The organism is Haloglomus salinum (assembly GCF_024298825.1).
GTDB classification, from domain to species: domain Archaea; phylum Halobacteriota; class Halobacteria; order Halobacteriales; family Haloarculaceae; genus Haloglomus; species Haloglomus salinum.
Genome location: NZ_CP101153.1, coordinates 1,287,534 through 1,304,699, shown reverse-complemented (window position 1 = coordinate 1,304,699; position 17,166 = coordinate 1,287,534). Strand labels below are relative to the sequence as shown.

Sequence of the window (17,166 nt, the reverse complement as noted above, 5' to 3'; positions counted from 1 at the left end):
CGCGTGGGTCGTTCAGGGCCAGAGCCCCCGCGCCTCGTGGGCCTTCGCGATCCGTGACAGCGCGACGATATACGCCGCATCACGCCACGTCACGTCCCGCGTCTCGAACTCCGCTCGAACGTCTCCCCAGGCTGCCAGCATCTCCGTCTCCAGCTCCTCGTTGACGCGTTCGAGCGACCACGCACGACGATTGATGTCCTGCAACCATTCGAAGTAACTCACCGTCACACCGCCAGCGTTGGCCAGGATATCCGGAATCACCGGGAGGTCCCGTTCGGCGAACACCGCACTCGCCGCACTCGTCGTCGGACCGTTGGCCCCCTCGATGATGAGGTCCGCAGCGATGTCGTCCGCGTTGTCAGCCGTCAGGACGTTCCCGACTGCCGCCGGAATCACCACGTCGACGTCGAGCTCCAGCAACTCGTCGTTCGTCACCGTCTCCGGTGCCTCGTGGGTCATCACCGCCTCGGGTTCCTGGTGGTGAGAGGGAATCGCGTGCGTGTCCAGTCCGTTCGCGTCGTAGATCCCGCCGTTGACGTCGCTCACCGCGACGACGTTCGCCCCCCAGTCGTCGAGTAACTGCGCCGCGTTCGAGCCCACGCTGCCGAAGCCCTGGATCGCAATCGATGTCTCCCTGATGTCCTTCCCGTAGTAGTCGATCGCCTCCCGGGCGGTGATCGCGACGCTCCGGCCCGGAGCCGCATCACGCCCCTCGCTGCCGCCGACGATGGGGGGCTTGCCCGTGACCACTCCCGGGATGGTCTCACCCTCCTGCATCGAGTAGGCGTCCATCAGCCACGCCATCGTCTGCGGGTCCGTCCCCATGTCGGGGGCCGGGATGTCCGTCGTCGGCCCGATGACCGACCGGATCTCGTCGGTGAACCGGCGCGTCAGCTGTTCCGTCTCGGCGTCGGTCAGGTCCTTGGGGTTCACGGCGATGCCGCCCTTCGCCCCGCCGAACGGGATGTCCATCACGGCACACTTCCAGGTCATCCACATCCCGAGCCCGACACACTCCTCGCGCGTCACGTCGGGGTGGTACCGGAGTCCGCCCTTGAATGGACCACGGACGCTGTCGTGCTGGGCGCGATACCCGGTGTAGACCGCCACGTCGCCGTTCTCGCGCTCGATCGGCACGGTGACCTCCTGGACCTTCTTGGGGTGTTCGAGCCGCTCGACGATGTTCGGGTCGATGTCGAGGTGGTCGGCGGCGTGCTGGAGCTGGCGGCGTGCCGTCTCCAGCGCGGACTCCGGTTCGCTGGGCTCCTCCTCCGGCTCGTCGTCGTGGCTGGTCGTCGATGTCGAGGCCATCGTCATTCAATCGGTGTGTGTCGGTTCCGCATCTGCCCAGCACAGTCGGGACACTGGCCGGGGTTGTTCTCGGCGAGCACGACGTTCCCGCACTCGAAGCACTCGTAGGGCGATTCTTCGGCCGGTGTCTGGTCGATGTCCCTCATGGAGTATCGAGCGTCCCTGCAGTGCCGGGCGCTCTACAAGGGAATAATGAGGATATAAGGGAATATGGGGTGGTTGAGCACCGAACCACTACTCACTGGGTGTGGTTTACAGTTCAACCCCAGTCTGCCACTGGAGATACGGGCCACTCGTGGGCCCGCCGCCGTGCTGGACACGCCCGGGACCGAACTGGGGAGACGCGCTGTCGAGAACCGCCGCACCGCGTCACTCCGTGTGCCGGGTGGCGACCGGCGTGTGGTCGTCGATCAGCGCCGCGAACAGTTTCCGCTGTACGGTGCGGATATGCTGGTAGAAGGCCTGTGGGGAGATATCCAGCGAGTCCGCGACCACTTCGCCGGTCGCCTTCCGGGGGGACTCGAAGAACCCGCTGTAGTACGCCGTCTCCAGGACCTCCAGTTGCCTCTCGGTCAGGCGGTCGAGGACCGAGGCGTAGAAGCCGTGCTCGGAGGCCTGTTCGCGCGTCTGTTTCGACGTGAGCTCGATGTCGCTGAAGCGCTCGCCGATGAACTGTGTGACGTGTCTGACCTCGACGCTCCCGGAGACGTCGATGACCAGCTCCGCTCCCGTCGGCGAGGCCGTCGCGCTCCGGAGGACGGCGCCGTGGTCGGCCAGTTCGGTCGCGAGGAACGGCTCGGCCAGCCGGAGGCGCAACACGCCACCGGTGTCGCCGCCCCGGATCCGTTGCACGGCCTCGACGACCCTGAGGCCGGTCATCGCGTCGACGACGGCGTCGAGCGGAGCGTCCTCGACGGTGACGAACACGTAATCGCCGCCCGCGGTCTGCTGGACGCCACCCTCGTAGGTGAGCGTACAGTCCGCAGCAGTGGCCAGCCGCGTGAGCACGAACGACGGATCGGTGACCGCGTACTCGACGCGCGTCATCGACGTGGTGAGGAGCGCACGCTTGCGCTCGCTGGCGCTGATGGCGGCAGCGATCGTCTCGCCCAGTTCCGCGAGCACGGTCTGGATGGGCTCGTCGAACGCGTCCGGTGTCTCCGCGTACACCGTCAGGACACCATACGAGAGGTCGTTGTACACGAGCGGGACACTCAACACGGAGAGCAGGTCACGCGATATCGCGGCCGTGCGCCACGGTGCTGCACGGAGATCGGCCGCAACGTTCGAAACGAGGGTCACCTCCCCCGTCGCCGCAGTTCGCCCAGCTGGTTCGACATCGTCGGCGGAGATGGCGATGGACTGTGTCTCGAGGTAGCCGTTATCAGCCCCCGCCCACGCCTGCGGCGCCACCGTCTCCGCCGTGCCATCGAGGGTTCCGATCCAGGCGAACTGGAAGCGCCCGTCGGCAGTGAGTCGCTCACAGACGGTGTGGTCGATCTCCTCGCGGGTCTCGGACCGCACGAGCGCCTGGTCGATCTCGCGGATGGTCTCGTTGAGGCGGTCGAGCGTAGTGAGTCGGTCGTTCTGTCGCTGGAGTTCGCGGTCCTGTTCGCGAAGCCGGGACTCCCGGTCGACACGGTCGAGCGCCGCCTCGGCCGTCACGGCGAGGAGGTCGGCGAGCTCCCGCGTGACATCGTCGAAGACCCCGACCTCGGTCGACCCAGCGATGAACACCCCGTGGTTGCCGAGCGGGATGTACGCCGCACTTCGGATATCGGTCGCGGGGTCGGTGAGGCGGTCCGCGTCGTGGATGTCCTCGAAGAAGCGGGCCTCGTTCTCGACGAAGCTGTGGCTCGTGAGGTCACGACCGTCCGCGTGAACGGACGGCAGCGGCCCGTGTGCGTTCCGCATCGCCTGCGAGTGGGCGGCGGGCTGGAGGTGATTGTCCTCGGCGTCGAAGAGGTAGACGGCGCTGGCGTCGAGTCCGAGGCTGTTCGCGGTGTCGTCGACGACGTGCTGGGCGATCTCCTGGTGGGTCTCGGCGTACAGGAAGTCCCGGGCAGTCTCCTGGAGGGTCGCCAGTGCCTGTTCACGCTGCTTGCGCTTCGTGATATCCCGACAGCTGTACAGCAGCGTGCCGTCCTGGATGGTGACCTCGCGGACGTTCACCAGCAGCGTGTGTTCGTGGCCGGCTTTGTCCGTCACCGTGGTCTCGATGTTCTTCAGGACGCCCTCCTCGGCGAGTTCGTCACGGTCGAAGAGGCCGTCGCCGAGCAGATCCTCTATCGTGCCCAGCTCCCGAATCTCGTCGGCAGTGTACCCGAAGATGAAGTGGACGTTCGGGCAGACGTACGTGTACTCGCCGTCCTCGTCGGTGATGAGGACGGTGTCGGTCATGTTGTTGAGCGTGACACGGTGGAGCTCCTCGGACTCGCGAAGCTCCCGGTCGAGGTCGACCCGGTCGGTGATATCGACGCTGTCGACGATTATCGAGACGAGGTCCCCGCGTTCGTCGGTGACGGGCTGGACGGAGAGCTCCAGAACCCGGTGGCTGGTCACGGCGTCCTGGATGACGACGGCCTGCCCGAACGCGCCGTCGATGGCCGTCCCGACGAGGCGGCGGATGTCGGCGCTCGTCTGCCGGTCGTCGGGCCACCATGGCAGCGTCCAGAACGGGTCACCGACCACGGATCCGACGTCCGCGTCCACCATCTCCCGGGCGGCCTGGTTGACGCGCGTGAGCGAGCCGTCGGGGTCGAGTACCCATGTCGCCGACCTGGTGTCGTGGAAGGTGGCGTCGAACTGTCGGGCGCGCTCGAGCCGGGTCGCCGCCCGCTGTGCTTCCCGGAGCGCCTGCTCGGTCCGCTGGAGGGCATCTTCGATGAGGGCTCCTGGCCTGTCGGTGACCGCGATGTAGTCGGTCACACCGGCTTCGATGGCTGCACTGGCGATCGTCTCGCTCCCGTCAGCCGTTCCCAGGAGTATCGGCAGCGTCGTCGTCGTGTCGCGGATACGACGGACCAGTTCGATACCTGTCGTCTCGGGGAGACTGTAGTCGGCAACGATGCAGTCGACGGCTGTCTGCCGGAGCGTCTCTCGCGCTGCCGATGCTGTCGAGACCCTGTGGACGGTCGCGTCAGACTGCTTCCGGAGCGCATCGCTGTACGCGTTTATCCACGCCGTGTCACCGACGACGACGATGGTGGCCGCATCGAGGACGCCACTAGCTGTGGACGTCATGTGGAGAGCGATTCGGCACCAGTCGCGAAGCCGGGCACCGGGCGACGTGATGTGGTGATGGCATCGAGTAGAACCCTGGGAGCCGAAGCTCCTTCTGTTTAATGTTAAACCAGTCTGGGTGCCGGGGCTTTCAGTCTCGGCCATCACGGTGACCCGGATACCCACGAACGCCCCCGGCGAGAACACGTAGGTCGGCGTGCCGCTCGTGGCCGCGGCACGTTGCGTTCGGGCAGGCGCTGGTTCAACTGAGGTGTCAGCGCGACCGATCGTGGTCTAACTGAACTCCTCCCGTGTGGACGATCGTGAACGCGAAGAGCGGAGATGGGCCCTGCCGGATTCGAACCAGCGCTCACCCGGTGTCCCACAGCCCTCGAAATATCGAGGATCTGGTATGAGCCGGGGGCTTTAAACCAGACTAAGCTAAGGGCCCTACCCGGGATACGACCCCAGGCGCCCAAATAGCTGTCTCTTCCCGCGCTCGTGTGCGCCGTTCGGTCGCCCTCACTCCTCTGCCGAGTCCCGGGATAGACGCGCATCCGGACACGTTCGCTCCCGATTCCCGGTCTGTGGCCTTCGCCCTCAGATATGTGTCCGATTCAGTGGTGGCCGCTCACATGCAGGTCTTCCGTCGAACGACGGGGCTGCTCGCGTTCGCGTTCGTCGCGAACCTCGTCGTGATGGGTGCCGGGCCGCTGTACTCCTACGAGCACGCGCTACCCCTCCCTCGCGAGTTCGCGGGGCCCGATGGCGAGACGGTCGCGACCGCCGAGCAGGTCCGGGCCGGGAAGGTGCAGTTCCAGCGTAACGGGTTGACGAACCACGGCTCCATCCCCAGGACGCTGCTGTTCGGCTACGACGCGGTCCGCAAGTGGTTCCGGCTCCGCGCGGTCACGCCCGAGGACGAGCGCGCCGAGGAGGGGGTTCTGGCGGACGACTGTCCCTACGGTTAACTCCGCCGGCCACTGCTGCCGGAAGGCCTTCACCCGCTGAGCCCGTATTGCAGACACCGACCATGCCCGAAAGCACACTCTCGCCGCCCGATGACTCGGCCGCCCCGGAGTCCATCTACGCGTGGCTGGCGTGCCCGTCGTGTGGCTCCCGCGAGGTCGTCCGCGGACCTCGGGCCGCCGACGGCACCGTCGAGATCCGCTGCGAGGACTGCGGTCTGACCGGCCGTTACGGCCTCTGACCGCGCCCGAATCCGGTCTGCGATTGGGAACCACCGGAACCTGTTTGTATCTCAACTGCGTCGCGACCGCTAGGTGCTCTCCACACTGGGCGGTACTGCGTCGCTCCCCCTGCTTGTCTACGCCGGCGTGTTCCTAGCGGCGGCGCTGGCCTGCGTCGCGAGCCTCACCCGGCTGTCAGCCATCGAGGACGACGACACCCGTCGGGGGATGGCGGGACTGCTCGTCGCGAGCGGCCTGTGGTCGGTTTCGCACGTGGTCTTCCTCGTCGTCCCCGTCACGGCGCTCCGGCTGGCAGCCTACTACACCGGCCTCGTCGTCGGGTTCGCCGCGGTCGGTGCGTGGCTCTACTTCTGCTCGGCCTACACTGGCCGGGCCCTCCACCGGAACACGACCTACCGGCGCATCGCGGTCGCCGTCTTCGCGGTCGTGGTGGCGGTGAAGCTGACGAACCCGATCCACGGGCTCTACTTCACCACGACGGCAGCCACGACGCCGTTCCCCCACCTCGCCGTCGAGCACCGGCTGTTCCACTGGCTCGCGATGGGGCTGTCGTACGCGCTCGCGGCCGTCGGCGGCTTCATGCTGCTGGAACTGTTCACGCTGACCGGCTACGATACCCGGGCGCTGACACTCCTGCTGGGACTGACGGGCCTGCCCCTCCTCTTCGACATCCTCGGCCGGCGGAGCACGATGCTGGTCGATATGACCTACGAGCCGCTGGGGGTGGCCGCCTTCGCCGTCGGAGTGCTGTTCGTCTTCTCGACCCGGTTCCAGGCTGTCCGGCTGGCCGGCGACGTGGACGACCCCGTCGTCGTCACCGGTGAGTCCGGCGTCATCCGGGACATGAACGCGGCCGCCGTCGACCTGTTCCCGGGGCTCGAGGGTGCCGTCGGCGAGCGGCTGGCCGACCGGCTCCCGGCCCTCGCCGGCAACCTCGACGCCGACGAGCGCGTGCTCGAGCTCGAGCGCGACGGGGAGACGTGTTACTTCCTCATCTCGACCAACCCGTTCACCGTCGGCAACACCCGTATCGGGCGGATGGTCATCATCAGCGACATCACGCGCGAGGAGCGCTACCGCCGGCAGATAGAGCGGCAGAACGAGCGACTCGGACAGCTGGCCGGCGTCATCTCGCACGACCTCCGGAACCCGCTGAACGTGGCGTCCGGGCGGCTGGAGATGGAACGTGCGAACCGCGACAGCGAGAACCTCGCGGCCGTCGCCGAGTCGCTCTCCCGTATCCGCCGGCTCATCGAGAACCTGCTGACGCTGGCCCAGGAGGGGCTCGACGTCGGCGACACCTCCCCCGTCTCGCTCGAGACGCTCGTTGAGCGCGCGTGGTCGACCGTCGAGACCGGGGACGCCGAGCTCCGGGTCGTGGACGACCTGCTGTTCATGGCGGACGTCGACCGACTCCGCCAGGCCCTCGAGAACCTGTTCCGAAATGCGGTGGAACACGGCGGTGACGTGACCGTCACTGTCGGGCTGTGCGAGGACGGCGACGGCTTCTACGTCGCCGACGACGGCCCCGGTATCCCGCCCGAGGAACGCCAGCGCGTGCTGGAGTTCGGCGAGAGCGACAGCGACGGCAGCGGCCTCGGACTGGCTATCATCGACACCATCGCCGAGGCCCACGGCTGGTCGCTCTCCATCACCGACGCCGAGGGGGGCGGCGCCCGCTTCGAGTTCGTCGGCGTCGAGCCGGTGGAGGAGGGTGAGCGGGCGGATGACGAGGGTGAACGGGCGCAGCACGGCGGTGAGGGGGCGCAGCACGGCGACAGCGAGCTGGGCATGGAGAGCGGCTGGGAGCAGGCCGGTGGCGAGGCCGAGTAGCGCCCCCGGCGCGCTCGGAGTGCGGCGTCGACCGTGTCCTGCCGTCCCACCGGTGCGACAGCTTCAACCCCACGACCCGGATACGTGCCGACGAGATGCCCATCGAACTGGACGGTGAGTACACGACGGCACGGGTGATGGTCGAGGACGAGTCGCTGGTCGGGGAGGGACTGCTCGAACAGGTCCAGGAGTTCGTCGACCACCCCGCCTTCACCGAACCCGTCGTCGTCCAGCCCGACGGTCACTGGGGGATGGGCGCCCCGGTCGGGTTCACGATGCCGCTGCCGGACCGCGTGGTTCCGAACGTCGTCGGGGTCGACGTGGGCTGTGGGATGACGGTCACCCACCTCGGCGACTCGCTCCCGCTGGCCCACGCCGAGCGCGAGCGCCACGTCCGCGAGGCGGTCCCGATGGGCCGGTCGGTCCACGACTACGACGACGCGGTCCACCTCGTCGACGAGTTCCCGTTCGCCCGCGCGAACGAGCGGTTCGAGCGGTTCGACCGCTCGTTCCGCGAGCGCTTCGGCGAGTCCATCGACCCGACCTTCGAGTTCGACGGCTACGACGGCGACTACTTCGAGGCGCTCTGCGAGCGCGTCCTCGCCGACCAGCGTCAGGGGATGGGCTACGTCATCCGCTCGGCGGGGACGCTCGGCGGCGGCAACCACTTCGTCGAGTTCGCCCGCGCCCGCGAGTCGGGTGACTACTACCTCGTGGTCCACAGCGGCTCGCGCTACCTCGGGAAGGCGGTCGCCGAGTTCTGGCAGGCCCGCGCGACCCAGCTCCGGAACGCCGACCGGGTCCGCGAGCGCATCGACTCCGACGACCGGCGCTTCCTGAAGTTCGACCCCGACGACGTGAGCGACGAGGAGCTGTTCCGCTGGGTCACCGGCGGCATGGGCGAGTCCCACATCCGCAAGGAGCGCCTCCGCGAGGAGCTCGAAGGCAAGGCCATCGAGCGGACCTTCGCCCGTCTGGGGGACCTCCAGCCGCCCTCGGGCGACGAGGGGCGCAACACGGCCCTGGACCCGCTCGTCGGGCGCGAGGCTCACGGCTACTACGTGGACATGCTGTTCGCCCAGCAGTACGCCCGCTGGAACCGGGAGCTGATGTCGGCGGCCGTCTGCGACGCGCTGGGTGTCGCGCCCGAGGAGACGTGGCACTCGGTCCACAACTACATCGACTTCCACGACCTCACCATCCGGAAGGGCGCCACCCCGGCCCGCGAGGGTGAGCGCCTCCTCGTCCCGTTCAACATGGCCGAGGGCGCCGTCATCGCCCGCGGGAAGGGCAACGACGACTGGCTCTCGACGGCCCCGCACGGCGCCGGCCGCCGGATGGGCCGGCGCGACGCCCACGACCGCCTCTCGATGGCCGACTTCGAGGCCGCCATGGACGGCGTCTACTCCGAGTCCGTCGTCGAGGACGTGCTCGACGAGGCCCCGGCGGCGTACAAGCCCGCCGACGCCATCGAGCGTGCGCTGGAGCCGACCGCCGAGGTTGTCGAGCGGCTAGAGCCCGTTCACAACCTGAAGGCGACTGATTAGTCCAATATTTTCCCGATACTGTATTTATCCTCGGAATATTCCATCAATTCACCATCGACAGCGAACTGCTTCCGGAGCCCTCGCCCGCTCGGAAGTCCGCCAGGAACGTGGGTCAGTCAGCAGCTGTGAGCCTCGTTCCTCCCCAGCCGCCTGCGGTGCTCACTGCGTTGCGCTCCTCGGCCCTCGCGCGCTTAGAGACGGCCGACGACAGCCGGAGGCTCGCGGCACAGGGCCGCTCGCGGGGGCAGTCGTCGGCCGCCGGCGCACGCCCGCTCGACTGACGAGGCCGGCACGCACCAGTCAGGCGGCGGGTCGCCCGGCCGGTTCCGTGTACAGGAAGCGCGCGAGCGCCCTCCCGACGAACCCGCGACCGCGGGGAGCGTGGTGAGTCGTCTGCGGCGCTCGCGCGGGGAGGTGTGGGGACACAAGCACTCCGCTGGAACCACCACGCGCGAACGTTCGGTGCGACAAGCAGCAGGGTGGGACTGAAAGGGGCCGCCCGCCTCGACCGTTCCCGGGCGACGTAAGCACCGCAGGGAGCGAACGAAGTGAGTGACTGAGGAGCGCAGCGAGCCCCGGAACGTCGAGCGGGCGGGGGCTTTCAAGAGGTATCCGTCGTCCCTGTTGCCGTCACGGAGAGTGCGGGCGGGGGCTTTCGAGGTTGTTCTGCTGTGGGTGCCGTCGTAGTGAGAGCGGGCGGAGACGTTCGATTCCCCTACTGCATCTCACGGAACCAGTTGCATGGTCGCGGCGAGTGCGAGCGCGAAGCCCAGCAGGAGGACGACGCTTCCAGCCATGTAGAGCCGCTGGCCGTCGGCGCTCTCGTCGAGTAGCCGGCGTTTCTCCCGCGTCGAGACCAGCATCCGGGTGCCGTCGACCGGATGGGTCACCACGGCCTCGTCGGTGGGGAAGCGGTCGTCGTCGCCGCCCATCAGCAGTTCCGAGGAGCCGCCGGCCCGGCCCGTATCCCGGCGGGCGTAGCCGAGGACGTACACCTCGTCGCCGGCCTGGAGCACCGTCTCCTCGTAGGTCCGGTTCTCCAGTCCCTCGTTCGCCCGGAGATGCGGGGAGTCCTGCACCCACCTGGTCAGGCGTTCGTCCGCGGCCGTCTGGGCGGGGGCGAACACCTCGCTGTCGAACCCGCCGAGGTCGATGGTCGCGCGGGCCGTCCGGACCGTCGAGGCGGGCGCCCCGAGTTCGCTGTCGAACTCGAAGTCGCGGGTCGCGAGGCTCCCCGGGTCGACGAGTACCCTGCTGCGCCCGTCGTCGACGTAGAACGGGACCGAGCGAAAGCCGGTCGCGACCCGGCGTGTCCCGGCGAGGCCCGTGCCGCCCTTCCCACGGGTCGCCCGCCAGGCCGTCAGGACGGCGTGCTCGGTCCCCGAGACGGGCGCCGTGAACGCCCCGTCCGGGTCCGGCTCGACCGTCCGGACCGGTGCGTCCGGGGCGGGAACGACCGTCCCAGTCAGCTCGACCAGGCCGCGCTCGGTCGTCCGGCCGGTCCCGGCCGGGATGGTGGTCGCCAGCCGCGAGTGGCGCTTCCGGCGGCGGTCCCCGGCCCGCCCCAGCATGAACCCGGCCCCCATCACCACGACGCCGGCGACCGTCAGCAGGATGTGCACCGTCGCCATCGACCGTGAGAGGGAGCGCCCGACGGATAACGTTGCGCCCGTCGGTTACCGGGGATACACGAGTGGTAGGCGGACGCGCGGCTCCTACCAGCGGCGGTCCCGCTCGGCCGGCGCCCCGGTGGCGGCGGGTTTCAAGCCGTGGCCGCGAGTAGCGCCGCGCGTGCATCCCTTCGACGACCGCGGCGTGTCCGGGGGTAGCGTCCGGCCGGACGGCGGTACCGAGTCCGGCTTCCGGTTCGCCTACGAGCCAGGTGCCGTCGTCTACGGCGCGGGCCGGGTGAGCGACCTGGAGCGCGAACTGGCCGCCATCGGTGTCGAGCGGGGACTCGTGGTCGCCGGCGAGACCGTCGGCACGACCGATGCCGTCGTCGAGCCGGTCCGGGAGGGACTGGGCGACCGCCTCGCCGACGTCTTCGCCGGGACCACGCCCGCGAAACGGCTGGCAGAGGCCGCCGCCGCCGCGGACGCCTACGAGGACGCCGACGCCGACGCGTTCGTCGCGCTCGGCGGTGGCAGCAGCCTCGATGTTGCGAAGGTGGCGAGCGCGCTCGTCGCCTCCGGCCAGTCGTACGAGGGCGCGCTGAACGACCTCGAACGCGCCGGGACCGTCCCCGTCCCGGGCGGCGCCCTCCCACCCATCGTCGCCGTCCCGACGACGCTCGCGGGCGCCGACCTCTCGGTCGTCGCGGGCATCACGGCCAGACGCGACGACGGACCGGTCGTCCGCGGCGGCGTCTTCGACGGGCGGCTGATGCCCGAGGCGCTGGTCTACGACCCCGACCTGTTCCGGACCACGCCCGCCGGCGTCCTCTGTGCCTCGGCGATGAACGGCTTCGACAAGGGACTCGAGACCGTCTACGCCCGGAACAGCACCCCCGTCACCGACGGCACCGCGCTCCGGGGGCTGCGGCTGCTCGCGCGGGGGCTCCCGGCGCTGGGTGCCGGCGACCGCGACGCCGACACCATGCACGACGCCATCGTCGGGACCATCCTCGTCCAGTACGGCGCCTCGCGCGGCGACGGGACCACTCTCTCGGTCATCCACGCGTTCGGCCACGGCCTCGCGCGCGGGTACGACGTCCAGCAGGGTGCCGCCCACGGTGTCATCGCCCCCCACGCCGTCCGGGACATCTTCGACGCGGTCGACGGCCGGCGCGACGAACTCGCCGAGGCGCTCGGGGTCGACGCCGACGCCGACGGGCCCGACGAAACCGCCGACGCCGTCGTCGACGCCATCGACGGTATCCGCGAGGCGCTCGGACTGCCCGGCCGCCTGCGCGACACCGCCATCCCTCGCGAGGACCTGCCCGACGTCGCCCGCGCGGTCGTCGACGACGGGTTCATGCCCAATCGCCCGCGTGGCTACGACCCCACGGCCGAGGACATCGAGGCCGTGCTGGAGCGGGCGTGGTGAGTGCCCGGCACTCTCACCCGGCGACTGCCGGTAACGCCCGTGTCACCCGCCGACGCGGGCGTCCGCGAGGGTATATCCGACCTGCGAACCTATCCTGGGCATGGTCGAGACGACGGGAATCCATCACGTGACCGCCATCGGCGGGGACCCGACCCGGAACGCCGCGTTCTACGTCGAGACGCTCGGGCTCCGCCTCGTCAAGCGGACCGTCAACCACGACGACACCAACACGTATCACCTCTACTTCGGTGACGGCGCGGGGACGCCCGGCACCAACATCACCTTCTTCCCGTGGACCGACGACGGCCGGCAGGGCGAGTTCGGCGCCGGACAGACCCAGTACACCGCGTTCTCGGTACCCGAGGGCTCGCTCTCCTACTGGGCCGACCGCCTCGCCGACCACGAGGTCGACGCCGAGCGGCTGGAGCTGTTCGGCGAGGAGCGCCTGCGCTTCACGGACCCCGACGGTATCGGCCTCGAACTCGTCGCTGAGGCCGCCGAGCGCCCGGGGCCGACGTGGGACGACTCGCCGGTTCCCGCCACCCACCAGATTCGCGGGTTCGCCGGAGTCACGCTCGCGCTCGCGGACCCGAACGTGACCGCCGGCGTGCTGGAGTCCATCGGCTACGGACGGGTCGCCGAGGACGACGACGACGGGGCCACGGTCACGCGCTACGACACCGGCGCCGACGGCATCGGGACGTGGGTCGACCTCGTGGCGACGGACGCCCCGCGCGGGCGGATGGGCGTCGGGACGGTCCACCACGTCGCCTTCCGGCTGGCCGACGAGGCCGAACAGCACGCGATGCAGGAGACGCTGGAGGCCGTCGGGATGGACCCGACCGAGGTCATCGACCGGAAGTACTTCACGGCGATCTATGCCCGCGAACCGGAGGGCGTCCTGTTCGAGTTCGCCACGATGGGACCGGGCTTCGACGCCGACGAACCCGTCGAGTCGCTGGGTGAGCGCCTCGCGCTCCCGGAGTGGCTGGAGGACGAGCGCGAGGCAATCGAGGCCGCCCTCCCCGACTTCGAGCCGCCGCGGCCCGCCGCCGCGAGCGAGGCCAGCGCCGACGACTGAGCGGCACGCACCACACGCTCCCCGCCCCTCGCCGGTTCTCACAGGCAGCAGAGATATACCCCGGGCGACGTAGCCACCGGTATGTCCATCCTCGAGCGGGTCCGCCAGCCGGAGTACACCGGTGAGAACCGCTGTATCCCCTGTACGCTCGCCAACGGCGTCATCGCGGTCGTCCTGGCCGCGGTCGTCGGGGCGGCGTGGTGGACGCTGGTCGCTCCCGGCGTCGGGGCGGCCGTCGCCGCCGGCGTCGTCCTGTTCGCGAGCGCGCTGAGCATCTGGTTACGGGGGTATCTCGTCCCCGGGACGCCCGAACTGACGAAGCGCTACTTCCCGGACTGGCTGCTCGCGAAGTTCGACAAGGGGCCCGCTACGGCCGGCGGGATGGCCGCAGGCGCCGGTGCCGGCGCCGGTGCGGGGAGTACCGGCGACGAGGCCGATGCCGACCGTGAACTGCAGGGCCAGGTGAACCCGGAAGCGGTCCTGCTGGACGCGGGCGTCGTAGAGCCCTGTGCCGACGAGGACGACCTCTGTCTGTCGCCGGACTTCCGCGGCGCGTGGCGCGAGCGGATGGGGAGCATCCGAGAGGAGGGCGCCGAGCGCGACGAACTCGCCGCACAACTGGACCTCGACCCCGAGGAGGTCCGCTTCGAGGAGCACGGCGGCGCCTTCGTCGCCTTCTACGACGGCCGCCGTGCCGGGCAGTGGGAGTCCCGTGCGGCGCTCATCGCCGACCTCGCCGCCGCACGGGTCCTCCCGGAGTGGGTCGCCGCGTGGGACGACCTCGCCATCGGCGCCCGGAGCCAGCTGCTCGGCGGCCTCCGCATCTTCATCGAGGAGTGCCCCGACTGCGGCGGCCCCGTGGTGGCCGGCCGCGAGACCGTCGAGTCCTGCTGTCGCTCCCACGAGGTCGTCGCGGCCAACTGCCAGGAGTGTGGCTCGCGGCTGCTGGAACTGCCGTACGAGGAGCCTGTCGAGGGCGCGGGTGGCCCGGGCGGGGGCCCCGCGCCCTCCGACTGACCCGTCTGCCCGACACCCGTTCCGTTTTACCTCCGGGCGACCCCACGACCACGTATGCCCGAGTTCGACGCCGACCGCTTCGCCGAGGACAAGTACGTCGACTACCTGACCGACCTGCAGCAGGCGTACAAGAACGCGTTCGACCGGATGAACGACCGCTACGACTCGAAGCTGGTCCACGCCATCGACCAGGAGGTGCTCAACGAGTCCGAACCGTTCTACGAGGGGGACGGCCGGTTCCGGCTTGAGGTGCCCGAGGACCCCGCGGACCGGGTGACGAGCGTCGTGGTCGGCGACGAGAAGCTCCAGGGCGTGCTGGAGGCCTACCGGGAGACGGTCGAGCGCGAGATCGCCCGGCAGTTCGGCTTCGACCCGGACGAGGGGTCGGCGACGGCCGCGGAGTGAGTGTCGCCTGGGTTGTCGTGCGTTTCTATCGGTCTGCCTGAGTCGTCCAGCGCCAGCGACGGTGCGGAGGTGTTGAAAGCCCCCGCGGGCTCGGGCCCCCGCGACTCGTTGCGGTCCTCCGCCTCGGTTCGCTCGGCCTGCGGTCCTTACGTCGTCGGGGACCCGCCGAGCCCGTGGCCCCTTCCAACCCGTCCCGACACGATTCCGCGCACCAACCAAAGGTCTAAGCGCCGTCGCCGCCAACCCCGGGACATGAGCACCCAGAGCGAGGACGGCGACTCCGAGGACGAGCTGCGCGAGCGTATCAGCAACTTCCTCCGCCGGAACTTCCCGCAGATCCAGATGCACGGCGGCAGCGCCGCCATCCAGAACCTCGACCGCGAGGAGGGCAGCGTCACCATCATGCTCGGCGGCGCCTGCTCGGGCTGTGGCATCTCCCCGATGACCATCCAGGCCATCAAGTCCCGCATGACCAAGGAGATTCCCGAGATCAACACGGTCCACGCCGAGACCGGCATGGGCGGCAACGAGGGCATGGCCGGCGGCGCCGGCGGCGGCAGCGGCATGTCCCCCTCCTTCCCCGGCGAGTCCTCCTCGTCCGACTCGGACGAGGGGCCCGAAGCGCCGTTCTAGGTTTCTCGTAGCGGTTTTCTGATTATCTTCCGATTTCGTCTTCTGAAGAAGATGCTTCTACAAAATAGGTCTCGTACGGAAGAAATATCGGGCGTTCCACCCCGCCTCACCACGCTCGGTGGTGGTGAACTCGGCTGAGGCGCCAGCCCGCAGTGGCGCCCACGACGTCGACGGGCGCCGCGCGCCAGTCGTAGCGTTTGTCCCGCGTTCCGGGCTCCAGTCGCTGCCCGGGCCGACGCAGGCCCCCGCTCGACTTCGTGTCGACGAATCGTGCCCGGGCCCTCGTGCGTATCCGCCGTCCCCCCGGCACTCGCCCGTCGCCCACCGGCGGCTGATTTTTGTGCTCGCCGTCGGTTCCGGGCGTATGGTCCCCGGCACCCCCTCCACTGCCGCGGTCCGGCGGCACGTCGCGCGGACGCGAGCGGCCGCAGTTTCGGCAGGCGAGTGGTGTCTCGCCCGGCCGCCGGTCGTCGCGGCGGCGCTGGCGCTGCTGGCGCTCGGGTACGCCGCCGTCCGCCTGTTCTCGGCGCTCCCCGCCGGCACGTGGCCGTGGCTTGGCGACTCGGTCATCTTCGAGTACGTCGGCTGGTTCCTCGCCGAGGGGAACCGGCTCTACATCGACGTCTGGGAGGTGAAGCCGCCGCTCTCGTTCGAGGTGACGGCGCTGCTGGCGGTGCTGGCAGGCGAGCACGTCGCCCTGTACCACGTGCTCAACCTGCTGGCGAACGCCGTGACCATCGCTGTCGGGGCCGCGGCCGCCGCGGGCCTCGTCCACGACCTGACTGACGACCGCCTCGCGGCGGTGGTCGCGGGCGTGGCGCCGTTCGCGCTGCCGACGTACTTCTACCGCGCGCTCGTCGGGTTCAAGCCGAAGTACCTCGTCATCGCGACGGGGCTGGGCTGTCTGTGGCTCGCGTTCCGCGAGCGCCCGCTCGTGGCGGGCGCCGTGAGCGCGGCGGCGGTCGGGCTCTGGCAGTTCGCTCTCGTCTTCCCGTGCTGCGTGGTCGGAGTGTGCTGGCAGACAGGTGGGCGGCGCGCCGCGTTGCGGGCGGTGGCTGGCGGGCTCGGAGCCGGCGTCGTCGTCCTCCTGCCGGTGCTCTACTGGGGCGCGCTGCCGGCGATGGTCGCCGAGACGGTGCTGGCACCGCTGCTGCTGACCCGCGGCCAGCCGCTCCTCGCGCGGGTGGGGGACATCGGGTGGGCGCTGGGGTCGTGGGCGCCGGTGGCGCTCGTCGGCCTGGCCGGGGTCGCCCGGTCCATCACGGCGGGGCGGCTGGCGCGTGAGTGGCCGCTGCTCGTCCTCGTCGGCTGGTTCTCCCTCCAGCTCGCCGCGCTCGACTACGACAACCCGCCCGACCTGTTCCCGTGGCTCGCGGTCGTCTCGCTCGGCGTCGGGCTGGCCGTGGCGGACGTCCGGGACCGGTCGGGGGGGCTCGTCGCCCGGCTCCCCGTCGACGGTGCCACGCTCGCACGGGCGCTCGCGGCCGCGGTGCTGGTGCTGGCGACGGTCGCCGTCGCCACGATGGGTGGGTTCGTCACCGACCCGCCCCGGACCGACCCGAAGACGTACGATACCACCCGCGAGTACGCGCTGAACGTGTCGGGCCCCGACGACCTCGACGGCGTCGAACGCCAGTACGTCTACTGGAACCGGGTCCCGATAGCCAACTGCCGGGCGTTCGGGGCCGCCAACCAGCAGCGGCTCGTGCGACGGCTCGGGCTCGCCGAGGGGCAGCGGTGGGAGACGGCTCCCTGTGGGCGCTTCGACCCGACCTGGCGTGCCGTCCGGAGCGAGTACGGGTTCGGGGGCGGGAACGCCACGGCCACTGCCGGTCGCGACACCCAACGCTAACTACCCGCC

14 protein-coding genes and 1 tRNA gene are annotated in these 17,166 nt (G+C 69.9%); 10 read left to right on the top strand and 5 right to left on the bottom strand.

The window, feature by feature from the left end; all coding sequences use genetic code 11:
* Positions 1 to 12 precede the first annotated feature (12 nt).
* The 4 genes from gdhB to NL115_RS06325 all read right to left on the bottom strand — a co-directional run bounded on the left by gdhB (position 13) and on the right by NL115_RS06325 (position 4,984).
* Positions 13 to 1,317 (bottom strand): glutamate dehydrogenase GdhB, encoded by a 1,305-nt coding sequence (gene gdhB / locus NL115_RS06340; protein ID WP_350355290.1) that lies wholly within the window; start codon positions 1,315 to 1,317, stop codon positions 13 to 15.
* Positions 1,314 to 1,457 carry a rubrerythrin-like domain-containing protein gene (locus NL115_RS06335; protein ID WP_254832344.1) on the bottom strand — a complete coding sequence of 48 codons (144 nt, stop codon included), beginning with the start codon at positions 1,455 to 1,457 and terminating at the stop codon, positions 1,314 to 1,316. The genes gdhB and NL115_RS06335 overlap by 4 nt, the downstream gene beginning before the upstream one ends.
* A gap of 223 nt (positions 1,458 to 1,680) precedes the next feature.
* Complete coding sequence (locus tag NL115_RS06330) at positions 1,681 to 4,554, bottom strand: bacterio-opsin activator domain-containing protein (RefSeq protein ID WP_254832343.1); 2,874 nt, start codon at positions 4,552 to 4,554, stop codon at positions 1,681 to 1,683.
* A 322-nt stretch (positions 4,555 to 4,876) separates the two neighbouring features.
* A tRNA-Ile gene (locus tag NL115_RS06325) sits at positions 4,877 to 4,984 on the bottom strand.
* A 184-nt stretch (positions 4,985 to 5,168) separates the two neighbouring features.
* Here NL115_RS06325 and NL115_RS06320 point away from each other — a divergent pair.
* The 4 genes from NL115_RS06320 to NL115_RS06305 all read left to right on the top strand — a co-directional run bounded on the left by NL115_RS06320 (position 5,169) and on the right by NL115_RS06305 (position 9,124).
* A complete protein-coding gene (locus NL115_RS06320) occupies positions 5,169 to 5,504 on the top strand; it encodes a hypothetical protein (protein ID WP_254832342.1) in 336 nt (111 codons plus the stop codon).
* Between the two features lie 62 nt (positions 5,505 to 5,566).
* Positions 5,567 to 5,743, top strand: coding sequence for a hypothetical protein (locus NL115_RS06315; protein ID WP_254832341.1), 177 nt, complete (start codon positions 5,567 to 5,569; stop codon positions 5,741 to 5,743).
* Positions 5,744 to 5,816: 73 nt separating this feature from the next.
* Positions 5,817 to 7,577: a sensor histidine kinase gene (locus tag NL115_RS06310; RefSeq protein ID WP_254832340.1), complete on the top strand. Its 1,761-nt coding sequence runs from the start codon at positions 5,817 to 5,819 to the stop codon at positions 7,575 to 7,577.
* 95 nt (positions 7,578 to 7,672) lie between these two features.
* Positions 7,673 to 9,124: an RtcB family protein gene (locus NL115_RS06305; RefSeq protein WP_254832339.1), complete on the top strand. Its 1,452-nt coding sequence runs from the start codon at positions 7,673 to 7,675 to the stop codon at positions 9,122 to 9,124.
* 725 nt (positions 9,125 to 9,849) lie between these two features.
* Here NL115_RS06305 and NL115_RS06300 read toward each other — a convergent pair.
* Positions 9,850 to 10,755 carry an E3 ubiquitin ligase family protein gene (locus NL115_RS06300; RefSeq protein ID WP_254832338.1) on the bottom strand — a complete coding sequence of 302 codons (906 nt, stop codon included), beginning with the start codon at positions 10,753 to 10,755 and terminating at the stop codon, positions 9,850 to 9,852.
* Between the two features lie 160 nt (positions 10,756 to 10,915).
* Here NL115_RS06300 and NL115_RS06295 point away from each other — a divergent pair, with 160 nt between their 5' ends.
* From NL115_RS06295 to NL115_RS06270, 6 genes are all read left to right on the top strand, one after another.
* Entirely contained in the window at positions 10,916 to 12,169 is a 1,254-nt protein-coding gene (locus tag NL115_RS06295; RefSeq protein ID WP_254832337.1) for an iron-containing alcohol dehydrogenase family protein, read from the top strand.
* Between the two features lie 100 nt (positions 12,170 to 12,269).
* Positions 12,270 to 13,250 (top strand): ring-cleaving dioxygenase, encoded by a 981-nt coding sequence (locus NL115_RS06290; RefSeq protein WP_254832336.1) that lies wholly within the window; start codon positions 12,270 to 12,272, stop codon positions 13,248 to 13,250.
* A gap of 81 nt (positions 13,251 to 13,331) precedes the next feature.
* Complete coding sequence (locus NL115_RS06285) at positions 13,332 to 14,267, top strand: DUF8054 domain-containing protein (RefSeq protein ID WP_254832335.1); 936 nt, start codon at positions 13,332 to 13,334, stop codon at positions 14,265 to 14,267.
* A 54-nt stretch (positions 14,268 to 14,321) separates the two neighbouring features.
* Positions 14,322 to 14,672: a DUF5783 family protein gene (locus NL115_RS06280; RefSeq protein ID WP_254832334.1), complete on the top strand. Its 351-nt coding sequence runs from the start codon at positions 14,322 to 14,324 to the stop codon at positions 14,670 to 14,672.
* 252 nt (positions 14,673 to 14,924) lie between these two features.
* On the top strand, positions 14,925 to 15,305 hold the full coding sequence (locus tag NL115_RS06275) for a NifU family protein (RefSeq protein WP_254832333.1): 381 nt from the start codon (positions 14,925 to 14,927) through the stop codon (positions 15,303 to 15,305).
* A gap of 364 nt (positions 15,306 to 15,669) precedes the next feature.
* On the top strand, positions 15,670 to 17,157 hold the full coding sequence (locus NL115_RS06270) for a DolP-mannose mannosyltransferase (protein ID WP_254832332.1): 1,488 nt from the start codon (positions 15,670 to 15,672) through the stop codon (positions 17,155 to 17,157).
* Positions 17,158 to 17,166: the final 9 nt, after the last annotated feature.

Coding starts and splice junctions, on each gene's coding strand:
- NL115_RS06285 (WP_254832335.1), top strand. CDS start 13,332: ATGTCCATCCTCGAGCGGGTCCGCCAGCCGGAGTACACCGGTGAGAAC.
- NL115_RS06315 (WP_254832341.1), top strand. CDS start 5,567: ATGCCCGAAAGCACACTCTCGCCGCCCGATGACTCGGCCGCCCCGGAG.
- NL115_RS06300 (WP_254832338.1), bottom strand. CDS start 10,755: ATGGCGACGGTGCACATCCTGCTGACGGTCGCCGGCGTCGTGGTGATG.
- NL115_RS06280 (WP_254832334.1), top strand. CDS start 14,322: ATGCCCGAGTTCGACGCCGACCGCTTCGCCGAGGACAAGTACGTCGAC.
- NL115_RS06335 (WP_254832344.1), bottom strand. CDS start 1,457: ATGAGGGACATCGACCAGACACCGGCCGAAGAATCGCCCTACGAGTGC.
- NL115_RS06275 (WP_254832333.1), top strand. CDS start 14,925: ATGAGCACCCAGAGCGAGGACGGCGACTCCGAGGACGAGCTGCGCGAG.
- NL115_RS06305 (WP_254832339.1), top strand. CDS start 7,673: ATGCCCATCGAACTGGACGGTGAGTACACGACGGCACGGGTGATGGTC.
- NL115_RS06270 (WP_254832332.1), top strand. CDS start 15,670: ATGGTCCCCGGCACCCCCTCCACTGCCGCGGTCCGGCGGCACGTCGCG.
- gdhB (WP_350355290.1), bottom strand. CDS start 1,317: ATGACGATGGCCTCGACATCGACGACCAGCCACGACGACGAGCCGGAG.
- NL115_RS06320 (WP_254832342.1), top strand. CDS start 5,169: ATGCAGGTCTTCCGTCGAACGACGGGGCTGCTCGCGTTCGCGTTCGTC.
- NL115_RS06290 (WP_254832336.1), top strand. CDS start 12,270: ATGGTCGAGACGACGGGAATCCATCACGTGACCGCCATCGGCGGGGAC.
- NL115_RS06330 (WP_254832343.1), bottom strand. CDS start 4,554: ATGACGTCCACAGCTAGTGGCGTCCTCGATGCGGCCACCATCGTCGTC.